Annotated in this window: 21 protein-coding genes; 2 read left to right on the top strand and 19 right to left on the bottom strand. The window is 63.5% G+C overall.

Going from position 1 to position 23,545, the window contains the following annotated elements:
• Window positions 1–4: 4 nt before the first annotated feature.
• The 4 genes from pgm to VJ307_02595 form a co-directional block, all read right to left on the bottom strand.
• Window positions 5–1,636, bottom strand: coding sequence for a phosphoglucomutase (alpha-D-glucose-1,6-bisphosphate-dependent) (pgm, locus tag VJ307_02610; GenBank protein ID HJX73021.1), 1,632 nt, complete (start codon window positions 1,634–1,636; stop codon window positions 5–7).
• A 5-nt stretch (window positions 1,637–1,641) separates the two neighbouring features.
• The gene (locus VJ307_02605; protein HJX73020.1) at window positions 1,642–2,181 is read right to left on the bottom strand and encodes an NTPase; all 540 of its coding nucleotides are present in this window, start codon (window positions 2,179–2,181) and stop codon (window positions 1,642–1,644) included.
• Window positions 2,182–2,218: 37 nt separating this feature from the next.
• The gene (locus tag VJ307_02600; protein ID HJX73019.1) at window positions 2,219–3,754 is read right to left on the bottom strand and encodes a hypothetical protein; all 1,536 of its coding nucleotides are present in this window, start codon (window positions 3,752–3,754) and stop codon (window positions 2,219–2,221) included.
• A 161-nt stretch (window positions 3,755–3,915) separates the two neighbouring features.
• Window positions 3,916–4,839, bottom strand: a complete 924-nt coding sequence (locus tag VJ307_02595; GenBank protein HJX73018.1) for a dihydrodipicolinate synthase family protein — start codon at window positions 4,837–4,839, stop codon at window positions 3,916–3,918.
• Window positions 4,840–5,011: 172 nt separating this feature from the next.
• Between VJ307_02595 and VJ307_02590 the strand changes: the two genes are divergently transcribed.
• On the top strand, window positions 5,012–5,980 hold the full coding sequence (locus tag VJ307_02590; GenBank protein ID HJX73017.1) for a quinone oxidoreductase: 969 nt from the start codon (window positions 5,012–5,014) through the stop codon (window positions 5,978–5,980).
• Window positions 5,981–6,166: 186 nt separating this feature from the next.
• Window positions 6,167–7,600 carry a 1-acyl-sn-glycerol-3-phosphate acyltransferase gene (locus VJ307_02585; GenBank protein ID HJX73016.1) on the top strand — a complete coding sequence of 478 codons (1,434 nt, stop codon included), beginning with the start codon at window positions 6,167–6,169 and terminating at the stop codon, window positions 7,598–7,600.
• Window positions 7,601–7,639: 39 nt separating this feature from the next.
• Here VJ307_02585 and VJ307_02580 read toward each other — a convergent pair whose 3' ends face one another.
• From VJ307_02580 to VJ307_02510, 15 genes are all read right to left on the bottom strand, one after another.
• Window positions 7,640–7,909 carry a tetratricopeptide repeat protein gene (locus tag VJ307_02580; GenBank protein HJX73015.1) on the bottom strand — a complete coding sequence of 90 codons (270 nt, stop codon included), beginning with the start codon at window positions 7,907–7,909 and terminating at the stop codon, window positions 7,640–7,642.
• A gap of 15 nt (window positions 7,910–7,924) precedes the next feature.
• Window positions 7,925–8,386 (bottom strand): DUF302 domain-containing protein, encoded by a 462-nt coding sequence (locus VJ307_02575; protein HJX73014.1) that lies wholly within the window; start codon window positions 8,384–8,386, stop codon window positions 7,925–7,927.
• 84 nt (window positions 8,387–8,470) lie between these two features.
• The gene (locus VJ307_02570) at window positions 8,471–9,454 is read right to left on the bottom strand and encodes an aldo/keto reductase (GenBank protein HJX73013.1); all 984 of its coding nucleotides are present in this window, start codon (window positions 9,452–9,454) and stop codon (window positions 8,471–8,473) included.
• Window positions 9,455–9,497: 43 nt separating this feature from the next.
• On the bottom strand, window positions 9,498–11,225 hold the full coding sequence (locus tag VJ307_02565) for a serine/threonine-protein kinase (GenBank protein HJX73012.1): 1,728 nt from the start codon (window positions 11,223–11,225) through the stop codon (window positions 9,498–9,500).
• A 4-nt stretch (window positions 11,226–11,229) separates the two neighbouring features.
• Window positions 11,230–12,609: a sigma-54 dependent transcriptional regulator gene (locus tag VJ307_02560; protein HJX73011.1), complete on the bottom strand. Its 1,380-nt coding sequence runs from the start codon at window positions 12,607–12,609 to the stop codon at window positions 11,230–11,232.
• A 7-nt stretch (window positions 12,610–12,616) separates the two neighbouring features.
• Window positions 12,617–14,821, bottom strand: a complete 2,205-nt coding sequence (locus tag VJ307_02555) for an ATP-binding protein (GenBank protein ID HJX73010.1) — start codon at window positions 14,819–14,821, stop codon at window positions 12,617–12,619.
• The gene (locus VJ307_02550; GenBank protein HJX73009.1) at window positions 14,818–15,348 is read right to left on the bottom strand and encodes a DUF4390 domain-containing protein; all 531 of its coding nucleotides are present in this window, start codon (window positions 15,346–15,348) and stop codon (window positions 14,818–14,820) included. The genes VJ307_02555 and VJ307_02550 overlap by 4 nt, the downstream gene beginning before the upstream one ends.
• A gap of 130 nt (window positions 15,349–15,478) precedes the next feature.
• Window positions 15,479–16,372: a UDP-3-O-acyl-N-acetylglucosamine deacetylase gene (gene lpxC, locus VJ307_02545; GenBank protein HJX73008.1), complete on the bottom strand. Its 894-nt coding sequence runs from the start codon at window positions 16,370–16,372 to the stop codon at window positions 15,479–15,481.
• Window positions 16,373–16,537: 165 nt separating this feature from the next.
• Window positions 16,538–16,750 (bottom strand): DUF2905 domain-containing protein, encoded by a 213-nt coding sequence (locus tag VJ307_02540; GenBank protein HJX73007.1) that lies wholly within the window; start codon window positions 16,748–16,750, stop codon window positions 16,538–16,540.
• Window positions 16,751–16,764: 14 nt separating this feature from the next.
• Window positions 16,765–17,487 carry a DUF4197 domain-containing protein gene (locus tag VJ307_02535; protein ID HJX73006.1) on the bottom strand — a complete coding sequence of 241 codons (723 nt, stop codon included), beginning with the start codon at window positions 17,485–17,487 and terminating at the stop codon, window positions 16,765–16,767.
• A gap of 4 nt (window positions 17,488–17,491) precedes the next feature.
• Window positions 17,492–18,529: a Holliday junction branch migration DNA helicase RuvB gene (gene ruvB, locus VJ307_02530; GenBank protein HJX73005.1), complete on the bottom strand. Its 1,038-nt coding sequence runs from the start codon at window positions 18,527–18,529 to the stop codon at window positions 17,492–17,494.
• A 29-nt stretch (window positions 18,530–18,558) separates the two neighbouring features.
• A complete protein-coding gene (ruvA, locus tag VJ307_02525) occupies window positions 18,559–19,176 on the bottom strand; it encodes a Holliday junction branch migration protein RuvA (GenBank protein ID HJX73004.1) in 618 nt (205 codons plus the stop codon).
• 42 nt (window positions 19,177–19,218) lie between these two features.
• Complete coding sequence (locus tag VJ307_02520; GenBank protein ID HJX73003.1) at window positions 19,219–19,425, bottom strand: hypothetical protein; 207 nt, start codon at window positions 19,423–19,425, stop codon at window positions 19,219–19,221.
• Between the two features lie 147 nt (window positions 19,426–19,572).
• On the bottom strand, window positions 19,573–22,791 hold the full coding sequence (locus VJ307_02515) for a BTAD domain-containing putative transcriptional regulator (protein HJX73002.1): 3,219 nt from the start codon (window positions 22,789–22,791) through the stop codon (window positions 19,573–19,575).
• 286 nt (window positions 22,792–23,077) lie between these two features.
• Window positions 23,078–23,545, bottom strand: a 468-nt coding sequence (locus VJ307_02510; protein ID HJX73001.1) for a hypothetical protein, incomplete at its 5' end; no start/stop codon positions are given.

Below are 23,545 nucleotides of genomic sequence, written 5' to 3'. Positions count from 1 at the left end.
CCCGTCACCCTCCCGCGAAAACCTTCGCCACGAGGGACTGCGCCTCTTCCTGGATCCGGCGCAGGTGGTCCGCTCCCAGGAAACTCTCGGCGTATATCTTGTAAACGTCCTCCGTGCCCGAGGGACGCGCGGCGAACCACCCGTTTTCGGTCATGACTTTCAGCCCGCCGATGGGACTCCCGTTCCCCGGTGCGTTCGTGAGGATTTCCCGGATCTTCTCCCCCGCCAGGGTGGAGGCATCGACCTGGCTTGGCGAAAGCCTCGCAAGAATCTCCTTCTGCCCGGCCGTGGCGGGCGCATCGATCCGCTCGTAGACCGGCTCTCCGAACCGGCGGACAAGACCGCGGTAAAGTTCGCCGGGGTCCTTGCCCGTTCTCGCCATCATCTCCGCCGCGAGAAGATTCATGATGATGCCGTCCTTATCCGTCGTCCAGACCGTCCCGTCCCGCCTCAGAAAGGAGGCGCCTGCGCTCTCCTCCCCGCCGAACCCCAGGGACCCGTCGCGGAGCCCTTCCACGAACCACTTGAACCCCACAGGCACCTCGACCAGGCGGCGCCCGATGCCGGCGGCCACCCGATCGATCATGCTGCTGCTTACGACCGTCTTTCCCACCGCCGCCCGCTCCGGCCAATCCGGGCGATGGGAAAACAGGTACGACACGGAGGCGGCGAGGTAATGGTTCGGATTCATGAGGCCGGCGCCGGGAGTGACGATCCCGTGCCTGTCGTGGTCGGTGTCGTTGGCGAACGCGACGTCGAAACGGTCCTTGAGGGCGATGAGCTTCGCCATGGCGTACGGCGAGGAGCAGTCCATCCGGATCTTCCCGTCCCAGTCCAGCGTCATGAACCGGAAGGTCGGGTCCACCTCGTCGTTCACGACCGTCACCTCGATCCCGTACCGCTCGGCGATCGGCCCCCAGTAGGCAATCCCCGCCCCTCCCAGGGGGTCGACTCCCAGCCGCAGGCATGCCGCGCGAATCGCCTCCATGTCCAGGACAAGACCCAGTTCGCCGACGTAGGAACCGATATAGTCGTAAAGATGCGTCGTCGGGGCGGAGCGGGCCTTTCCGGTCGGGATCCTGGCCACCCCCCGCAGACCGCCGGCGAGAAGCTCGTTCGCTTTCTCCTCGATCCCGCGTGTTGCGTCCGTGTCCGCGGGACCTCCGTGCGGGGGATTGTACTTGAAGCCGCCGTCCTCGGGCGGGTTGTGCGACGGGGTGATGACGATTCCGTCGGCAAGCCCCGTCTCCCTCTTCCGGTTGTGGACGAGGATCGCGTGGGAAACCGCGGGCGTGGGCGTGTACCCCCCGCCGCGGTCGATCATCACCTCGACGCCGTTGGCGGCAAGCACCTCGAGAGCGGTTCCGAACGCCGGCTCGGAAAGCGCGTGGGTGTCCATCCCAAGGAACAGGGGGCCCGTGATTTTCCGCTGTTTGCGGTACAAGCAGATCGCCTGGCTCACGGCGAGGATATGGTCCTCGTTGAACCCGCAACGAAGAGAGGACCCGCGATGGCCGGACGTGCCGAAGAAGACCCGATGGTCCCGCACGGTGGGATCGGGGTGTTCCGTGTAGTAGGCGGCCACCAGGCGCGGCACGTTCACCAGCATCGACGCCCGGGCCGGCTTTCCCGCCAAAGGACTCACGGGCATGGAAGGATCCCGCCGAACATCCTTGCGATTTCCTCGGGAAGACGGTCCCGGTTCTCCCGCATCACGACGATGATCCTCGCGTCCCGCCGGTTCCGGATCCCGTCGAGGAAGGAGCCGCCGCCGTGCAACGGGATCGTAGCCAGGACGGGGACCTCCGAGTCGAGAATCTCCCGCACCCGGGTCCGGAACGCCTCCGAGAGGCACTCCATCTTCCCGATCTCGTCGATGAGAAAGACCTTGCCGGCTTCTCCGGCAAGCGAGGGAAGGGCGACCGATTCGAAGGACCGGACGTCAACGACGTAGGCCCCGATCCGCGGGCCGGGGCCGGCCCGCTTGCCCGACAGCACTCCCGTCCTCCCGTCGATCGACTCCACCCGGAACCCGGTTCGGGATCCCATCGCGTCGCGAACCTCCTCCGTGAAGAACCCGGCCGCCCGGCCGCCGAGAATCCCCGCGATCTTTCTTGCCACGGTCGTCTTGCCGCATCCCGGGGGACCGGTCAGCAATACCTTTGCCGCGACTCCCCGCACCCCGCCTCCGATCCCGCCCTTTTCCCTTTCCCGATCGTCATTTCGTAATGTACCCGAGTCGCTCTCTCCGCACCACGGCAAAGCGGGCGACCACGCCCTCCCGCCGGTCGACTCGGCTGATGCTGCAAAGATCGAAGACCCCGCCGAACCGGACGTCTCCCCCCACAAGCGCCCGGATCCGCCCTCCCGTGAGCACCTGGTAGCCGTCGAAGTGGGTCCATTGCTCCTGCCTCCCCCATCCCCGCTCCGCGCCGAGCCGGGAATAGACGTCGGGGGGGATGCACACAAGACGGAACTCGCCCGGATCGAGACCGATCCCGTCCTTCACCGTCTGCGGACCCCGCCGAAGCAGCGCCAGCTCGATTTCCATGCGGGACAGGCCGTTTCGCCGCGGAAGCCCCAGCGCGGAAAGAAGCTTCGACTCCGGTCCCGCTTCCCTTCCCTCGGGGAATTCCTCCACCAGCACCTCTTCGGCTTCCATGAGGGGAAGATACCGGACGCCCGTGGAATTGACGAAGGGACAATGCATGAGAAGATAGACGACGTCTTTCAGCCTTCGGGTTACGTCGGGAGGAACGTTGCTCCGCTCGGGGAAACCGTGGAGGTGGATCCACTCCTCGTCGCCGGAGGGTTGGTCCCGGAAATCCGGTTGCCAGGCCACATGACCGAAGTATTCCCCCACCTCGACGGCCGGCGCAAGAGTCATGGAAGCGAGCCCCAGACTCCCGGCCTTCGGGAGGGACTCCGGCGGGAACGGAACGGAGAGATCCCGCCGCGCGGCATGCGCCGAAACGGAAGAGGATGGCCTGACGGGATGGGGAGCATCGCGTCCGAGCATCTTTTTCGCCAGTTCTTCCACCTGCCCGATGTTCCCCTTTTCGAGGGCCTGCAACGCTTCGCGCCGGATCCTCGAGGGGTCGACCTCCCCGGGGGATTGCCGGGATTCCACGGAGAGGGAGGGAAGATTCCGGAAATGATCCCGCCTGCCGGCGTAGAAATCCTTCCATCCTTCGTCTTCCTTTTCCAGCAAGGCAAGGCTCTCGATCAGCCGCCCGCGGACCTCCTCCGGGGTCTGTCCCGAAGCGAGGAGGAAACCTTGCAGGCCGGGGGAGAAGGGATCGAGCACGACGTCCGAAGGGTCGTAGATCCCGGAACCCAGGGAGAGGAGGGTGCGTTTCTCGTCCACCGCCTCCTTCCGCGCCCGGATGCGGTCCGACAGTTGCGCGACCCGGAGCCAGTCTCCGCTCTCCACGGCGGAGCGGTTCTGCCGGAGCAGATGGTCGATCTCGGCATTCTCCGACTTCAGGCGGAGATATTCCTCGTCCGGAAAGAGGGGGGAGAAATAGTCGAAGGCTCGCTGCAGGTAGAGATCGCGGTACACGGTGTCGGCTCTCCCCACCTCCAGGAGGCGCGACACGATTTCAATCTTCGCGGAAGCGAATGTTTCCATATTCCCGGAGATGACGCGGCTCCCCATGACATCGGGCAAGAATCTTCCCTGCGCAGGTTCCCGGATATCATTGTACTGCCGATATCCCGGCATGAGAACCGTCGCGTCCCATCGTCCCTTCATGTCTGGGAAGCGACCCTACCAGAAGAGAAATTCGCGACCCACAATAAACAAGCTGTTTTGAATTGTTATATTCTATAAGCTAATGTGTTACTTTATTTCGACAGGCGCATGGGACAAGGCAACCCAGGCAAGATCGGGCGCGGCTTGACCCTACGGTATAATCAAAACGCAAGAGGCCGGGTGATGTCCGTCCCCGGCAGGATCCGGGCGAGAAGTGCGCGCAGCTGGTCGGCTGCGGCCGGAGATACCCCCGCACCGGGGTGGCGGACGCGGGCGGCCTGGATCAGGCCGCGCATCCGGTAGATTTCCTTCCGGATCCACACCCCGGGCTGCTGCTCGAAGACGATCAGGGGGAGAAAGCGCTGGTAGAGGTCCCAGGCGGCATCCATTCTCCCCCGGCGCACCTCCCGGACGATCGCGATCAGGACCTCCGGGAAGGCAAAACCGGTCATGAACCCGCTGCTCCCCCGCTCCAGGTCGAAGATCCCGTAAAGAGCCCCCAGTCCCGTGAGAACGGGAACCTTCCGCCCCGTCATGCCCTGTACGAGAGCGCGGATCTTCGCGGGGGTGGGGGGAGCCTCCTCCTTGAGGCACCCCACCCGCGGGATGTCGTTCACCAACCGGAGCAGCAAGGGAACCGGCATGTGAACTTCCGTGGAGGCGGGGTGGTCCTGCGCCACGATCGGGATGGAGATCCCGTCGGCCACCTGCCGGAAATATTCGAAGACCTTCTCCTCCCCCGGCACCGGTTCCCACGACGGGGTCACCATCACCGCGTCCGCGCCGAGCGCCTCCGCCATCTGGCTCAGGTGGCGCGTCGCGAGCGTCCCCCTGTGACTCGTTCCGACGATCACCGGGATTCTCCCTCCGGCGGCGGATACGGCCACGCGGATGAGTCGCTCCCGCTCGTTGTCCCCGAGCCGGTTCGACTCCCCCAATACACCGAGGATCGTCACCCCGTCCACGCCGATTTCCGCCATGAACCGGACTACGCGGGCGAACGATTCGAGATCGATCTCCTCCCGCTCGTCGAACGGAGTCACCAGGATGGGGAAGACGCCCTCGAAGGACGATCCTTTTGCCATGCGAGCCCTCCTTCGGCAGGAAACCGGACGGAACCATGATCGCCGTGGTCATTGCCGTGGGTCAGTATAATGCATCCCGTGACGGTTGAACCCCGCTTTCCCCATGTAGAATATGCGGAGGAGTCCGCAGTACCCCGACAACCCCAAGCGGCCCGTTCCCGTGGAGGTGAGGATGAAAGCGATGCGAGTTCTCCGGTTCGGAGGCCCCGAGGCAATGACCCTGGAGGAGATCCCCCCCCCGAGTCCGGGAGAGGGACAAGCGCTCGTCCGGCTCCAGGCCGTCGGCGTGAACTTCATCGACATCTACCAGCGGATGGGGCTCTATTCCGTCCCGTTGCCCTTTACCCCGGGCAACGAGGGCTCGGGAATCGTTCAGGAAACCGGCCCGGGGGTAACGGAAGTCGCCGTCGGGGACCATGTGGCGTACGCCGGGGTATCCGGTTCGTACGCGGAATTCGCGGTGGTCCCTTCCGGGCGGCTCGTCAAGGTCCCGAAGGGGATCGACCCGGAAACGGCGGCCGCCGTGATGCTCCAGGGGATGACCGCCCATTACCTTTCCCATGACACCTACCCGCTGAAACCGGGGGATGCCTGTTTGGTGCACGCCGCGGCCGGGGGGGTCGGCCTGTTGCTGGTGCAGATGGCCAAGCGGCGCGGGGCACGGGTGTTCGGCACCGTCTCCACACCGGAGAAAGCCCGGCTGGCCCGTGAGGCCGGCGCCGACGATGTCATCCTGTACACGGAGAACGATTTCGAAACCGAGGTGAGACGGCTTACCGGCGGACAGGGGGTCCAGGTGGTCTACGACTCCGTCGGCCAGGCAACGTTCGAGAAAAGTTTGAATTGCCTGGCGCCCCGCGGATACCTGGTCCTGTACGGCCAGTCGAGCGGCCCCGTCCCTTCCTTCGACCCGCAGGTCCTCAATGCCCGGGGAGGCCTCTTTCTCACCCGGCCTTCCCTGGGACATTACACGCGGGACCGGCAGGAACTCCTTTCGCGGGCGGACCAGGTTCTCGGCTGGGTCGCCGATGGGACCCTCGGAGTGCGGATCGGAGGAGCCTTTCCATTGGAGGAGGCGGGGGAAGCCCACCGGAGACTGGCAGGCCGGCAGACCACAGGGAAGGTCCTGCTTCTCCCCTGATATCCGGATTCGACCCGCGAACGGTCAGGAAACCTTCCGGCGCGGATTCGAGACGCCCCCCCTCTTCCGGCGTCAAGATGCCTCCTTCCCTGAGGACGGGTTTCCCCGGTCTCCCGGAATATCGGGAACCCCACCCAAGCCGTTTCTGGCCGGGAAGGGACATGGTAGACTCAATCGAAAAACCCCATGAGCGGTACCATTACCCTACCCGTCTGGCTCGCCGCGCTCCTCTTCCTTCTCGCCGCGTGGGCGGCGGTGTACCGCCTGCTGATTCCGAGCGTCCGCTGGTTTCTGCGCCGGCGCGTCAACCTGGTGATCGAGGAGATCGGGAAGCGCCTCCACCTGGAAATCCGCCCGTTCTCCCTGACCAAGCGGCAGGTGCTGATCGACCGGCTGATGTACGACCCGAAAATCATGGAGGCGGCGGAAGTTCACGCAAAGACGAACAATATGCCGCGAGCCGTCGTGATGGCGGAGGTCGAGCGGTATGCAAGGGAGATCGTCCCCTCCTTCAACGCGTATGCCTATTTCCGGGTCGGCTACTGGATCGCGAAAAAGACGGCCAGGATTCTCTACCGGGTGCGGGTGGGCTTTACGGACGAAGCGGGGCTTTCCGCCGTCGACCCTCATTCCTCCGTTGTCTTCGTCATGAACCATCGCAGCAATATGGACTACATCCTCGTGGCCTATCTCGCAGCGACTCGTACCGCCCTGAGTTACGCCGTCGGGGAATGGGCGAGAATCTGGCCGTTGCAGACGCTCATACGGTCGCTCGGCGCCTATTTCATACGACGAAGCTCGGGGAATCCCCTCTACCGTCTCGTGCTGGAACGCTACGTCGCGATGGCGACCGAGGGAGGAGTCGTGCAGGCGATTTTCCCGGAAGGCGGTCTTACCTCGGACGGGTCGCTGCGCCGCCCGAAACTCGGCCTTCTCGACTACATGACCCGCTCCTTTTCCCCCGGGGGGAACAGGGACATCGTCTTCATCCCGGTGGGAATCAACTACGACCGCACCTTCGAGGACCGCAGCATGCTGGTCTCCCTGAATCGGGAAGCCCCCAGGAAAAGTCTCCTCTTCGTGATCGGAACCTCGCTGAGATTCCTCCTGCACAACCTGCTTCTCATGATCCGCGGCCGCTGGTACCGGTTCGGCTACGCATGCGTCAACTTCGGCTCCCCCGTCTCCCTTACGGAGTACTGCCGCGGGCTCGGCGTCGACTTTCGTTCATTGGAGAGAGAAGAGAGGTTCCGGGAGGTGGAGAGGCTGGCCGGGGAACTGATGAAGGATGTCGGGAAGGTGATCCCGGTGCTGCCGGTCTCCCTTGTGGCGACCGCGTGCCTGAACCTGGGGAAGGCCCGCTGGAGCGAGCTCGACCTGAAAACCGAGGCCCACCGGCTGCTCGCTGTGCTTACGGCGGAGGGCGCCCACATTTACATCCCCCGCACGGACCAAGATTACGCCGTCAACGTCGGGTTACGGATGCTCACCCTTCGTCACCTGGTGGAGGAAAAGGAGGGGCTCTATCGCGTCAACCCGGATAATATCGCCCTCCTGCGATACTACGCCAACTCCATCCGCCATCTGTTCCCCGCCCCGCCTTCCCACGCCCCGCTTTGATTGCGCCGTATCCCCGGCCGGACACGGGCCGGAACACCCTTACCGTTTAAGCTCTTCGATCAGAATATCCCGCAGCGTCTCCGCAATCGGGAACGGTCCTATCTCCAGGGCCCTTTCCGCGCATTCCAACGCCTCCCTGCGCTTGCCTTGCAGCCTCAGGACGCTGGCCTTGTTCGTCCAGGCCTCGGTGCAATCCGGATGCACGCCGATCGCCAGGTCGTAGACCACGACCGCCTCATCATACCGTTTCGCGGCCGCGAGAGCGTCGGCATCCCTTACGTACTTGTCGGCGAGGTCTTCGGGGTCCATCGGGCTTCCCGTATCCTACGAATCCCAGTGGGCGACGTCCGAGGCCAGCTTCCCCAGAAATCCTTTCCTCTTCCGGAGAACCTCGTCACATCCCGTGATGCCGTAGCGGTCTTTCAGTACTTCCGGATCGCCGTAACCGATCCAGACCGCGCCGTTTCCGTCCTCCCCCACCAGCATCTTGAGGGGAAGATCTATGCCGACGCTTTGCTCGCACATCATCAGGGGAGTACCCCCTTTGGGGTTTCCGAAGATCAGCACCTCGGTCGGGCGCAGCGGCATGCCGACCGTCCTTGCCCCCTCGGCATGATCGATGCGATGGAACAGCGTCATTCCCCTTTCCTTCGTCAGGCGCTCGACCCGATCCGCGGTTTCCTTCGCTCCGTAGGAACTCCTCACGGTTACCAGACCTTCCCCCGCAGATGCCGCCGAAACCGCAAACAGGGCGAGCAACAACAGGAAAATCGGCACTCTGCGCATATCACCTCTCCCTCCGGGAAACGGATTGTCATCCCGATATGAGATGCCGATTCCCATGGAAGTTTCCTTTCGACCCGCGGACACCTATTCGTGCCCCAGCACGGGATGCGGCACGTAGGGCTCCTCGAGGCTTTTCCGCTCCTCATCGTCCAGACTGATTTCGAGGGCCTTCAACGCCTCTTCGAGATGCTCCATTCGGCTTGCGCCGATGATGGGAGCCGTCACTCCGGGCCGGTGCAGAAGCCACGCGAGGGCAACCTGGGCCATGGACCGTCCGCGGTTTCCGGCAATCTCCGCCACGCGCCTTACGACCTCGTCGTCTCCCGGGCGATAATACATCTTGTGGGAGTACTCGTCCGTGCGGGCACGGGAGGTCTCGCCATACCCCTCATCGGGCGGCTTTCTCGCGAGAAATCCCCGTGCGAGAGGGCTCCAGGGGAGGATGCCGATCCCCTCCTCCCGGCACAAGGGGATCATCTCCCTCTCCTCCTCCCGGTAGACCAGGTTGTAATGGTTCTGCATCGTGACAAACCGACTGTAGCCGTGTCGGGTTGCCGTGTACAGCATCCGGGCGAACTGCCAGGCGTACATCGACGAGGCTCCGACATACAACGCCTTCCCGGAGCGCACCACGTCGGTCAACGCTTCCAGGGTCTCCTCGATCGGCGTATGAGGGTCGAACCGGTGGATCTGGTACAGATCGACGTAGTCTGTCCCAAGCCGGCGAAGACTGTCGTCGATCGAGTGCAGGATGTGCTTCCGGGAAAGACCGCGCTCGTTGGGATCGTCCCCCATCGCGGCGAACACCTTGGTGGCGATGACCACCTTGTCACGGGACGGGCCGAAGTCCCTGAGTGCGTTGCCCAGAATCTCCTCGCTCCGCCCGAGGGAGTAGACGTCGGCGGTGTCGAAGAAGTTGATCCCGGCCTCGAGCGCGCGACGCAGGAAGGGCCGTCCCTCCTCCTCCTCGAGAACCCACTCCCGCCAGCTTTTCGCGCCGTACGTCATGCACCCCAGACAGATGCGGGATACTTTCACCCCGGTCATGCCAAGACGCACATATTCCATCTTCCCTCCTTCCTCTCCCCGGCCTTCTCCCGGGAAGCAATCTCTACCGGTTCCCGATCAGCGGGACGATGAGTTTCGGGTTCGTCCCCGGCTCGATGGTCACCGTCTCCACCCGGTTCACCCCGAGAGGTTCGTTCACGAAGCGCAGCCGGTGCTCCCCCACGGGAAGCGCCAGCGAAGGGATCGGGGTCACCCCGAGGTACCGGTTCCCCTCGTAGACCTTCGCCCAGGGAATCGCCTGGACCACTTCCAGCGTCCCCATCAGGCGTTCCAACCCCATCCGGAAACCCGGAAGCTGCGCCAGCGCATCGGCGGATACGCTTCGCGTGACATACCCTTCCTTGCGGAAAATGATTTTCCCTCCCGCCAGCGGGCCGGTGTCCAGGGAGAAGGGTGTGGAGCCGAGGTGAGTCCCGTCCCCGGAATCGACCGAGACGCCTTCCGGGTCCGTCTCGATCCACACCCGTTTCCCCTTCCGGGCCCGATCGGAATCTCCGGGATGCGCAGTCGCAGCCGACCCCTGGGGAACCTTCGCCTCCATGGAGGGAGAAATCGTTCCTTGCTTCCGTCCCTCCGGGGAAGGCGAAGCGGAAATCCCTCCGGGAAAGATACCCGCCCCCGGTTTCGGGGAATCGATCCCCGGATCCGACGCCGCCGGGTCCGGTTTCACGGCTTCCTTCGTCACGACGGAAGATGGTCCGCGTTCCCTCGGGACGGTTCCCCTCCACAACAGCACTCCCCCCACCGAAGCCGCCACCAGCGCCGACGTCACCCCGATCCGGAATCCCCGTCTTCCCCTCCCCCCGTAGGGCTCCCGCTTCTCGCGGATCAGGTCCGCGTCTCGCCCGGCCGGGGGGCCGTCGATGACCACCGTGTCCTCTTCCCCATGGCCCGCGCCGGGAAAAAGGAGGTCCCAGAAGGCGGCCAGGTCGGCGCGAGAGACCGTTTCGGGGACCGCCGCGCCGATCGCCTTCGCGAAACTTGCGGCATCCGCGAATCTGTCCCCCGGCTCCCGGGACAGGCTTTTCCGCAAGATCCCCGAGATCCCGGACGGGAACCGTTCCAGCGGGAGTTTCTCCACGTCGTGGTCCCGCACCCGGGCAAGAATCTCGTCCCGGTTTTCGCCGTCGAAAAGCCTGGCGGGGAGAAAATATTCCGCCCCGATCAACGCAGCGGAGAACAGATCCGAGGACACACTCGCTTCTTCGCCTCTGGCCTGCTCCGGAGACATGTAGGAGAATTTCCCTTCCCACCCTTCCGGCCGGTACTGTCCGAGACGCGAACCCCGGGCGATGCCGAAATCGGTGATTTTCACCGCTCCCCCGCGGGACAGCAGGATGTTTCCGGGGCTGATGTCGCGGTGGACGATTTTCCGGGAATGCAGATAGGCGATCCCGTCCAGCATCCCCTCCATCCAGTGCCTCCAGAGGGGGAGGGGTGCCGGAATCCCCCGCATCCGCATTTGCGCAAACGTCTGCGCAAGGTTCCACCCCTCGACATATTCCATGGCGAGATAGAAGGAATTCCCCTGCCTTCCGAAATCGAAGACCTGGACGAGGTTCTGATGCGAGAGGGAGGCGGCGATGCGGGCCTCCCGGACGAAGAGTTCCCGGAAGCGCGGGTTTTCCGTGAGCCGGGGGTGGACCACCTTGACGGCGACCTTCTTCTCGAACCCCTCCTCCCCCCGCAGGCGGCAAAGGTGCACCTCGGACATCCCTCCGGAGGCGATCTTTCGGAGGACGGCATATTTTCCGGGAAGCCCCGGGAACATCCGGCTACCTCCTGGCGCTTTCCTGCGTGATCCCCAGCTGCTTCATCTTCCGGTGGATGCTGGTGCGGTCCAGCCTGAGCTTCTCGGCCGTCCGGCTCACGTTGAAGTCGTTTTCCCGGAGTTTCCTGGTGAGATACTCCTTCTCGAACGCAAGGACAGCCTCCCGGAAGTCTTCCGGGTCGAACACCCGCTCCCCCGCCGGCGCTTCCGCCCGCGCCGGCTCGGCGGCGAGAACGTGCCTCACGGTATCCTCCCCGAGCGACGGCCCCATCGACAGGATCACGAGCCGCTCCACGACGTTGCGCAGTTCGCGGACGTTTCCCGGCCAGTTGTGGGCAAGAAGAAGCTCCCTCGCACCCCGGGAGAACTCCTTCCTCTCCTTTCCGTGCTCGGCGCAGATCTCCCCGACGAAATGCTCCGCGATCAGCGGGATGTCCTCCTTGCGGTCGCGCAGGGCGGGCACGAGGATCGGGAACACGTTCAGCCGGAAGTAGAGGTCGTCGCGGAACCGTCCCCCCTCGACCTCCTTCGGCAGGTTCCGGTTCGTCGCGGCGATGATCCGGACATCCGCGCGGATTTTCTCCCCTCCCCCGATTCTCTCGAACTGCCTCTCTTCCAGGACCCTAAGAATCTTCGCCTGGGTGCGTGGACTCATGTCCCCGACCTCGTCGAGAAACAGGGTGCCCCCGTCGGCCAGCTCGAAGCGCCCCCTCCTGCGCCCGGTCGCTCCGGTGAACGCCCCCTTCTCGTGCCCGAACAGTTCCGACTCGATCAGTTCCTCGGGAATGGCCGCGCAGTTCACCTCGACAAACGGCCGGTTCGCCCGCCGGCTGTGCCGGTGAATCTCGCGGGCGACGATCTCCTTGCCGGATCCGTTCTCCCCGGAGATAAGGACCGAGGCGTTCGTGGGGCCCGCGGCGGCGATCTCGGCCTGGACCCGCCGCATGGCCGCCGACCCTCCGATCAACCGGTATTTTTTCTCGACCCTCTCCTTCAGTTCCACGTTTTCCAGGCGGAGTTCCGCCTGCTCGATGGCGCGGGAGAGCGTGATGAGCAGCTTGGTGAGAGAGATCGGCTTCTCGATGAAGTCGAAGGCGCCCATCTTGACCGCCTTCACCGCCGTGTCGATCGTCCCGTGGCCCGAGATCATGATGATGGGAAGGATCGGGTACCCCTCGCGGATCCTCTTCAGCGTCTCCAGTCCGTCCAGGCCGGGCATCCACACGTCGAGCAGAACGGCATCCACGGAGGACCGGGCAAGGACCTCGAGCCCCTGGGCGCCGTCCCCGGCCTGCAGCACGCGATAGCCGTCGTCGGATAGCACGCCCTCGAGCGTCTTCCGGATGTTCGTCTCGTCGTCGATGACCAGAACCGAGTATCCCATGACGAGCCTACCCCCTTCCTTTCGGGCGGACGGGGAACTCGATCTCGAAGATCGCGCCCCTCGGTGTGTTGTCCCGGACCCTCACCGTCCCCTGGTGGTCGTTCGCGATGGCGCTGACGATGGCCAGGCCGAGACCCGTCCCCCCTTCCTTGCGGGAAAAATACGGCTCGAACAGACGGTCCCGGTCTCCCGGCGGGATTCCCGGCCCGTCGTCGCTCACGGACACCCGGACTGTCCCCAGCGTCGGCTCGTGCCTCACCCGCACCATGACCCGGCCCCCGTTCCCCAGCACCGCTGCCGCGTTCTCCAGGAGGTTGGTCAACGCCCTGCGGATCTGGAACGGGTCGAACCAGACCGGCGGAGTCCCCTCCTTCCCCTCGAATTCCCACGCGATTCCGGGGTGGGCGGTCCGGAACGTTTCCACGACCGGCGTAAGTTCCTCCGCAAGGTTCCCCTCCTGGAACGCCGGCGCGGGCATGCGGGCGAACCGGGTGAATTCCTCGACAAGAGCTTTGAGCGAACCCACTTCGGAAAGAATCGTCTGGGTGCACTCGGAGAAGGCCGGGTCGTCCCCGAGCGACGAAGCGAACTTCTTCTGCAGCCGCTCCGTGGAGAGCTGGATCGGGGTCAGGGGGTTCCGGATCTCATGGGCGATCCGGCGCGCGACCTCCCGCCACGCCATGACCCTCTGGAGCCGCATCGCCTGGGAGAGATCGTCGAAGGCCACCACCAGCCCCATGTACTCCCCGTCGTCCGCCTGAAGCGCCGTCACGCTGACGCGGAGGGAGATCTCTTTCCCTCCGACGGAGAGATCCACCTGCCTCTCCACCTGCCTTCCGGGCATCTCTCCCACCTCGCGCGAAAGGGTGCGCACGGCCTCGTAGTGCTCCTCCCGGACGACCTCCTTGTACGGTTTCCCGAGCACCTTGTCCGTTTTGATCGCGAGCAGCCGCTCCGCCACCTTGTTGATCATCGCGATGCGGCCCGCCCGGTCGATGACGATGACTCCCGTGGAGATGTTCGTGAGGATCGTCTCGATGAACCGGCTCCTTCTCCGAAGCTCCTCGAAGGTTGCCGAAAGCGAGATGTTGGCATCCTCGAGGCTTTTCTTCATCTCTTTCAGGTCCGCCGTCATCCGGTTGAACGAACCGACCAGGTTCCCGAATTCGTCGTTGGACCGGTAGTCGAGCCGGACGTCGAGGTCTCCCGAGGCCACCTTCTCGGTCCCCTCGGCCAGCATCTGGACGGGAACGGTGATCTGCCGCGCGAGATAGATCCCCATCCAGGAGGCGGCGAACACCACGAGGAGGGTGATCAGGATGAGGGTGGCGATGTAGCTGGCCCGGATCGGGTCGTCGAGGAGGCGCACCTGGTGGTACTCGTCGTACGCCCTCGCGATTTCCCGGATCCGGTTCATCTCTTCCGGGGGCAGGGTCTTGACCGCCACGACGGCCCTCCCGTCGGGCAGGCGTCGGACGGCGGCAGCGTACCCCTCCCCGACGAACGTCATCCCGCCTTTGCGATCGCGGTCTCCCTCCTGCCCCTGCAGACGGGAGCGGATCTGGGAGGCGATCTCCCGGGGAACGTCCCCGCTCCTCGCCATGACCCCTCCGGGCCCCACCACGAGAAGGGAAACATGGGGAGGATTCCCGCGCCTCGCGGTTTCCAGGACATTCACGACGGAAGCCTTCCTCCCCTTCCGGAGGACGGCGGATGCGGCCCGGTCCGCCACACCGGACAGGTTCCCGGCCTCCTTCTCGAGGCTCCCCCGGGCGATGTCGAGGGCGCCGGTCAGGGCGACCCCGACCCTTCCCCCGATCCACGACTTGATGCTTGTCGTGGTGATATTGGCGGCCGCGATGAAGAGGAGGATCGTGGGAATGAGGGAAAAGGAGATGAAGATGAGCACGAGGCGGGACCGGATCTTCGCCCCCAGGATGTTCCGCTTCCGGTCCAGAATCAGCTTGAAGATGTTCCGGGTGACGAGGAAGATCAGCAGCACGATCAGGATGACGTTGAGGTTGATGAGGGCGAAGATGATGATGTTGCTCGTGAACGCCACCGTCCCCCCGATCGCGGCCAGGTTCGCCTCCAGGACGGTGAGCCCGATCACCAGGACGGCCACGATCCCGATGGCGATCCTCTCCCGCCTCTTCTTGGCGAGGTCCTGTTCCGACGAAAACCCCGGGGGCCGGCGCGCGGGTTCGCTCATGGCGCGGAAATGTCCCCTTTCTCCCAATCGGTCTCCACGTCCCACAACGAGGAGAAGAAGAAGATCGAACGAAGCGGTTCCGACAGCCCCACCTTGTCAAGGCGCGTCCGGACCCGGGCCCGGTACCTCTTCCCTCGCTCGATCTCGAAGTCCAGCGGGACGACTACCTCGTACTGGGTCATCCCGGAAAGCGCGGCGAATATGTCGGGAACCAATTCCTCCCCCTTGCCCCGGTTCAGCAGGTACACGCGGGAGAGAGAGTCGTATCGGACGGAGCGGGAGAAGGTGACCTCGCCCACCGTCGCGTCGAACCAGTTCCGGTGGACTCTCTCGACACGCACGACGGTCTTGAAGGAAATCTCGATCCCGCTTTTCAGCGCCTCCACCATTTCGGGGGAGAAAGCTTTCCGGAGGGTGAACGAAACGCGGGCCTCCCTCCCTTTGGCCTGTCCGCGGATATTCGCGATATCAGCCTTCGGAGCGGCGGCGGAAAGGTCGGGCGCCACCAGAACTCCAAGGAAAATCAAGGAAATAGCGACGTAGCGCAACACGGCCTCCCCGGACATTATATCCGACTGAGGCAAACCTGCAACAGCGCAAAACTCCTCGAAAGAAAAAGGGGGGTGAGTGGCCCGTTACGGGCCACTCGAAGGGGGATTAGGCAGTGACCTGTATATGCACCGGGATTTTTCCCGGGCGGACAGGCGATTCGGGAAATCCGGCATAGCCGGTCGCAGCAAGGTATTTGGCAACGGCGTGGTTCACCGTGTGCCCCGGGCGGACGGCGAGGAAAGAGCCGCGCACGGGGCGCCCCAACAGGGCGATGTCGCCCAGGAAATCGAGCAGCTTGTGCCGGGCGAACTCGTCGGGGAAACGGAGCCCTTCCGTGTTGTGCACCTTGTCTCCCTCGACGACGATCGCGTTATCGAGCGACCCGCCCTTGGCAAGACCCGCCGCGCGCAGTTCCTCGATCTGCTCCCGGAGGACGAAAGTTCGCGCGGGGGCGATCTCCTTCAGGAAATTCCCGGGGGTGAGGGTGAAACTCGCCCACTGCCGCCCGATGGCGCTCGCGGGGAAGTCGACCGTCACCAGGATTTCCAGCTCCTCGGACGGGGAGACGGCGACCATCGACCCGTTCCGACGGATTCTGTCGTGCTCCCAGACCCTGAAGAACTGCCTGCGAACGTCCTGCGCCGCAACCCCCGCAGACGCGATCGCCCCGGCAATCCCGAGAGCGCTCCCGTCCAGGATCGGCAGTTCCGGGCCGTCCACCTCGACCACCGCGTTATCGACCTCCATCCCGTAAAGCGCGGCGAGGAAATGCTCGACCGTGGAGATCTTCACGCCTTCGGCCGACAGGACGGTGGCATAGGCGGTCTCCGCCACATGTTCCACCGTGGCGGGGATCACCGTTCCCGTGTCCTTGCGTCGAAAGACGATCCCGTTTCCGGGACCCGCCGGCAGGATCGTTGCGGAGGTCCGAACGCCGGTGTGAAGGCCCACACCGGAAAAACTCAACGGCCCCGAAACGGTATGTTGGAAAACTTGCATTCCGTTCTCCCCAATTTGCTCAATTGATTATTTGCAAGCAACATGCCAGGAAGGAAAAACAAAAGCCTTATAATTTCCGATAGGTTACGTTGGCACAGAAAAAGAAGGGTCCTTAGGTGTTGCAAGTACGCTACATACCCTGTTGCGGTGGGACAACAGGTGCGCCTACTTCCGGAACAGCCAGAACAGCAGGGACAGGACGATACTGATGAGGATGCACGTAGCCAGCGGAAAGTAGAAGGTGAAGTTCTCCCGCTTGACGATGATGTCTCCGGGCAGCTTGCCAAGCCAGCCGATCCTGTCTGCGAGCAGGACCAGCAGTCCTGCGCCGGCCAGGAGCAGCCCGGAGACCAGAAGGATTTTCCCCAGCGACGTCATAGGGAAATTCTATCTCATTTTCCGCCGAAGACCGTCTTCAGGAGGTCGGTGACCCGTGCGGCCGGATTCGTCCGGATCTTCTTCTCCTCCTGTCCCACCATGAAGAAAAGGCCGTCGAGCGACTTGTTCGTTACGTACTGGTCGAGGTCGAGCGATTCGGCTTTCATGAACGGCAGCGCGGTGTATTTTCCCATCATCTCCTTGTAGCTCCGGGTCGCCCCGACCTCGTCCATGCTGGAGGAGATGATGGGCTTGAACGCCTCGGAAAGCTTGCCCCCGGTCTTCCCCTTGAAGAATTCGGTGGCCGCCGTGTCGCCTCCGTTGAGAATCTTTTTCGCGTCCTCGAAGCTCATCTCCCGGATCGCGGAGAGGAAGATCGACTTCGCTTGCGGGGCGGCCTTTTCCGCCGCGCGGTTCATGCTGAGGATGAACTCGTCCACCTGCTTCTGGTACCCGACCTTCCCGAGGACATCCGCGACCTTCTGAATCTTCTCGGGCATGAGGATCTTGATGGCCTGGTTGGTGAAATAGCCGTCCTTCAGGGAAACGAGGTTCACGGCGTTGCCCGTCCCGATCGTGAGGGCCTCCTTGAGGCCCCCGACGACCTGGCTATCGTCGGGTCCCGCCTGCGGAGCGACGCTTCCGATTCCTTTCTTGATGTCGTCGAACAGCCCGGCCTGCGAAGGTAGCGCGATCAATGCGAAGCAGAGAATCATCAGAAAAGCGGCGCGTCTCATCTTGTCACCCTCCTTCCCCGAACAATCCTTCCTGCTGCGGCGCGCGCTGGGGGGGCGTCAACCCGAGGTGGCGGTACGCCGCGGGCGTGGCCACCCTCCCCCTCGGGGTTCGCTTGAGGAATCCCTGCTGGATGAGGAACGGCTCGTACACGTCCTCGATCGTGTCCCGCTCCTCGCTCACCGACGCCGAGATCGTTTCCACTCCGACGGGTCCGCCGTGGAACTTCTCGAGGATGACCCGGAGGATCTTCCGGTCCATCACGTCGAGCCCCTCCCGGTCCACCTCCATCTTGAGGAGCGCGTGGTCGGCGATCTTCTGGTGGATCGTGCCGTCCCCGCTCACCTGGGCGAAGTCGCGCACGCGCTTCAGGAGCCGGATCGCCACGCGCGGGGTCCCCCGGGAGCGCCGGGCGATTTCGCGCGCACCGTCGTCGTCGATGAGGATCGAAAAGGACCGGGCGGCCCTGCGGATCACCTCCTCGAGTTCCGCGGGGGAGTAATATTCCATCCGGAAAGAGACTCCGAACCGGTCCCGCAGGGGGGAGGTAAGAAGACCGGTCCGGGTCGTGGCGCCCACGAGCGTGAACGGCGGCAGGGATAGCCGGATCGACTTGGCCGACGGCCCCTGCCCGAGGATGATGTCGAGGGCGAAATCCTCCATGGCGGAGTACAGCAATTCCTCCACGACGCGGCTCAGGCGGTGGATCTCGTCGATGAAAAGAACGTCCCCCGCCTCGAGCGCGGTGAGGATCGCGGCGATGTCTCCTTTTCGCTCCACCGCGGGGCCGGAAGTGGTGCGGATCCCCACCCCCATCTCGTTGGCGATGATGTGCGCCAGGGTCGTCTTTCCCAGGCCGGGAGGGCCGGAAAGGAGAACGTGGTCGAGCGGCTCGCCCCGGTTCTTCGCCGCCTCGATGAACGTCTTGAGGTTGGCGACGATCGGAGTCTGGCCGATGAACCCGGCGAGGAATTTCGGCCGCAGGGAGAGATCGAACGCCCCCTCCTCCCCGCCTCCCTTCGGGTCCACCATACGTCTTTCCACGTCGCCTCCTTGGCGATAAAACTACCCGATCACCTGCGAGGTCCGGAAAGGCGCTTCAGCGCCCCCCGGATCAGGACCTCCGCGGGCGCGTCCGCCCCCGCCTCCTTGCGCAAGGCCGCAACGACGACCTGCGCCTCGGCCCGGGAGAACCCCAGGGCGACGAGCGCCTGGGCGGCCTCGACCTCCGGCTCGGAGGATGCCGGGATCCCCTCCTCGGCGGGAACGGGGGTCAGCTCGACCGACACTCTCTTGAGCCGGTCCGGAAGCTCCGACGCGATCCGCTGCGCCAGTTTCTTCCCGATGCCGGTAACTCGCGTGAAGGGCGCCGCGTCTCCCCGCGCGCTTGCGGAGAGAACTCCGGAAATCCCCATCCCCGACAGGATAGATACGGCGGACTTCGGACCGACCCCGCTCACGCCGATGATCGAGAGAAAGATCTCCCGCTCCGTCTCGGAGGAAAAACCGAAGAGCTCGGATCCCCCCTCGCGAATCTGGAGGAAAGTGTGCAGGAAACACGACTCGCTGTCAGGGGGAAGATCGGCCCGCGTGATGGAGGAGACGTGCACGCGGAACCCCATCCCCGCGCACTCCACCACGACGAAATCCTTCCCCCCGCCGGCCAGGCGGCCCCGCAGATGGTCGATCATCGACGATCATCATACCATTTCTTCCCGTACCGGGGGCGCGCCCTATTTCCTCTCTTTTGCCGGCAGCTTCCCCCTCTTCTTCCGGGGCGATCGGCCTTCTGCTGCTACCAGGATGTTGCTCAGTTCCTCAAAGCCGGTAAACCTCCTCTGCACGTTGGATGCGATATCCTCCACGATTCCCACGATCCTGTCCGGATCGGATTTGTCTCTCCGGTAGATCCGGACGATGTAATTGTCTAAGATCACCATCCCCAATCTCCCTGTTCCGCCTTCCCGGCAGTGCCGAAAGGCATCGTATTCGCACGGTTCAAGGCACAAGCAAACCGCCGTTCCCGCGACTATCCTGACATGAGGAAAGTGACAGATGGGATACCTATTCGAAAAAAAGAGAGATGCTCAGGAAGGACGGATTCCCTTCGCGATGGCCTCGGTTCCCGGGGAGGGGGAGATCCCGAGCATGGAGGAAAGCACCTTGCGGCAGCGGTTGTACGCAGTCGCTGCCTCGGCGACCTGTCCGGCCCGATGATGGCAGATCATCAGGCGCTGGTAGAATTCCTCTGCAAGATCATCCACTTCCAGCCCTTTCCGGTAGCAGGCGATGGCTTCCTCCCATCGCCCTTCTCTTTCCAGGTAGCGGCCGAAAAACCCTACGACCCGCAGGAACTTGCTTCTCAGCCGTTCCCGCATCGCCACGACCCAGGGGGGGGAGCCTTCCCCGGGAAGGAATGGCCCTCGGTACAAGGCGATGGCTTTTGCCGCGAGGTTCGCAGTGCGCGTTTTGTCCGGCCATCCCTTTCCACCGTAAGACGCTTCGTCGATCCGGGCGACAAGGGTTTCGAAGGCAAATGCGTCCACCCAGCATTGACGAAGGTCCAATGTTACACAGCCCTCGCGAAGCGACACGGCCTTTTCGTTTCCGAGCATGGCTCTTACCCGCCGAAGCGTCGTGGCGAAGGACTGGTGCGCCAGGTCCCCTTCCGCCTCGGGCCAGAGGATGTCGGTCATCTGCTCCTCGGGGACGTTCTTTCCCCCCAGGGCGACGAACGCCTTGAGCATCAGGAGGGGCTTGTGCTGGACCTTCCGGGAAAACGTCAGAGGCTTCTCCTCCCTCAGCAGGTCGAACGTGCCGAGCGTGTACACTTTCAGCGGCCACGGCCAGTGCTCCGTATCCGGAAGGGCGCCATCCGGGACGAGGGCGTTCCTTCGAATGAGATCGCGGACATATCCGGTCTCGATTCCCTTCTCCAGGGCTTTCGCGGCGATTCCTTCCAGAAGGCCGGGACGCCACAGGTAGATGTTGAGATACCCCTTCTCCCTCCCGATGCCCAACCCCTTCCGAAGGGACGAAAGACCGGATTCCCCGTCCCCCTCGAGAAGGGAAAAGTGCGCCTCAACCAACAGACAGAGGAAACGGATGAAATGCATTCCGCTCTCTTTCCCCATCCGGTGAGCGCGCTTGAGATGGCGGGCCGCCTCGTTCGCTTTTCCTCCCTCACGGAGGACGAAAGCTCTCTGCAGGAGAGCCAGCGCCTCGGTCCAGGGGTTCCCCACCTCCTCGCACATGGTCAGGCTGCGGTCCGAATGGAACAAGGCCTGCGCCTGGTTCCCCCGGTGCAGGGCATCCCATGCGGCGAGTCGATGGTAAAAGGACGCTTCCCACGGCCGCGCCGCCGTCAACGAGGAGGCCATCTTTCGCAGGAAACCCTTCGCCGTCGCCAGGTCGCCCTTGTGCAGGGATGACAACGCCCCATGCCCCAGCAGTAAATTGTCCATGAGGTGGATCCCGGTGGCGTTGGCCAGTTCGATCCCCTCCGCCACAACCTTGAGGCAACGGTCGTGCAGGCCGTTCACGTTGGCGTATGCCGCCTCGAGCCAGCAGAGAGTGAGGCGGGGAAGAGGGGAAAGCTCCGGTCTCCGGACCAGGTCGCGCAACGAATCGAGGAGGAGCCCCACAACCTGGAAATCGCCGCTGTGGAACCGGTAATACGCCACGTTGAGCAGGGCGGTGAACTTCAGCGGGACATCATCCCGGGTCGACCGGGCGAGGCGCATCGCCCGGTCCGCCCACATCTCCCTGTCGACAAAGCGGGGCCGCCTGAGGGACAGCGCCTTGATCATGGTGGATGTCACCTGGGAATCGATTTCTTCCGGCAAGGGAGGTTTGCTCCCCTTCAACAACTTGCCGAGGGTCGAAAACCAGGGATCGAGCGACTTCAGACTCCCGGGACCGTAGACGATTGCGTCGACCACGCCCGCCCAGGCCAGGAAAGCACCGTCCCTGTCTTTCTTTTTGCAAAATCGCCGGAAGGCCTCCTCGTAATCGCGCTGGCTTTCCTCGGGGCGGGAAGACAACCGGGCCACTCCGCTCCAGTAAAGCAACCATGGGTCTTCCTCGCGGATCTTTGCGGGGAGGTACCCCACCCACTCGACAAGCGTCGCGCTTCTCCCCTGCCGGACAAGCAAGGGTGCCTGCGTTTGCAAGATCCGTGTAAATCCGTGCCAATCGCCGATCTCGCGCAAGATGCCCGCGGCCTCTTCGCCATGGCCGGATTCCTCCAGGATCGCGGCCGCCTTTCCCCGGACGCGGTGAATATATTTCTCCGAGAAAACGTCGGCGGCGCGGGATCGGAGAAATTCCCGGAACAGGGGGTGGTACTCGTATACCGGCTCGGGGCCCGTGCGCACTTCGGTGAAATAGTTGCGGCGGCTCAGGTAGAAGAGGATCTGCCCGGCCCGGCGCAGCCCCGTCAATTGAGCGCCCATCCGCGCCGTCATCAGGGGAAGGTGGGCGCTCTTCAGCAGGAAGGAGTGCATCTCCTCATCCAGATTTTCCAGGATCTCCCCCGCGAAATAGTCGAAGATCTCCTGGGGATTTTGCCCGGGGAGTTCCCGGGGCGTAACCGACCCCGGTCCTGCCTTCTCCAGCAGGAGCACGAAGCCGGCGGCCCATCCGCCGGACATGCTGTGGAGATTCCGGATCGATTTCGTTCCCCGCTTTCCTTTCCACCGGAGGCGCGCGATCCCTTCCGTTTCCCGGGGGGACAGTCGAAGTTCCTTCCAGCCGATGATCTCCATGGCCTGGCTGGCGCGAAGCCGGGCGAACGACGAAGGGGGATGCTCCCGACTGATGAGAATGACGCTTACGCCGGGAGGAATCAGGGAAAGACCGTCGCGGACCATCGTATGAAACGCCGAGTCGGCGGGGACGTTCTGGTAGTCGTCGAACACGATCGCCGACCCCGTCTTGAGGCGGATGAAAAGGCTCTCGAAATACCGCCGGGCAAAGAGGGAGATGGCGGAACGCTGCTCGGGTATCGGCACGGGAAGCGGCTTTCGGACCCGGGGCGCCGCTTTTCGCGCCGCAAGCCCGAGGTAGTGGAAGAAGGTCGCGGGATCCGCGTCGCCCTCTTCCAGCCGGAACCACAGGCCGGGAACCCTCCTGTACGCGAGGTAGCTGCTGACCAGGGTGGTCTTCCCCGAGCCCGGCGGGCCGCAGATCCACAGGACCGGCCGTTTCCGGGCGCGGTCGATCAGGCGGAACAGCCTTTTCCGGGGGTAGTGCCCGGCGAGAACCGGGCGGGTGATCTTGGCGATCGAGGCGGTCTTCCCGGCCATTTTTCCTCGCAACCGGTCGCCGAAAACCAAGCGTTGTTTCCGCGATCGTAACCGCGAAAAATGGCGTATCCCGCTCCCCCGGCGGGAGGGCAGGTCCGGATCCCTTTGCTTGCCGTAAGATAGAGGAAACTATACCGGACAATCGGGGATAACTGAAGAGGAAGATGGGATCGGCGGAAAAAAAAGCCCGGCAGGCGCCGGGCTTTTCCGACTTCGAATGGTTTTTTTCGTGTTTTCCTTTGAAGCGCTTTTGCGAAAGACCCCGCGAGGCAGAATTTAGAAAAAATCAATAGCAAATATTTATGTATTTGCGCCCGTCGAAATACCAGAAACAGGTGTCGCCGGGTCCCGTTACGACTACCGCCCCCGCCGGGAACTGTTTCAGTTCGTAAAATATATTCTCCTTATCGTTTTTTTCGACAAAACCGAGCTCGCCGATATCTTTCGGGGCCAATTCCTCCCCCTGGGGCGTCACCCCTCTGATGATTTCCTTGTTATCGTTCAATTCCACCGTAAACTTCCCTTTTGGCGTATCGTATTCCCTCCTTTCTCCCGCGCAAAGCATCGACGTTCCGGCAAACGTTACGCCCAGAAGCAACAATATGGATATAATTCGTGAAGGCCTCATCCTTTTCCTCCTTGTCTCATGAAGAATTTGCCTCAAGCATCTTCGTCCCCCTAATATTCCCAATCTTTCCCCCCCATCTACCTCATGATGATTCCCCCCTTTCTCCGCAGGCGCGTCACAACGCAA

This window comes from Candidatus Deferrimicrobiaceae bacterium, from assembly GCA_035256765.1.
In the GTDB taxonomy this organism is placed as follows: Bacteria; Desulfobacterota; Deferrimicrobia; order Deferrimicrobiales; family Deferrimicrobiaceae; genus CSP1-8.
This window is presented reverse-complemented; position numbering and strand designations above follow the sequence as displayed.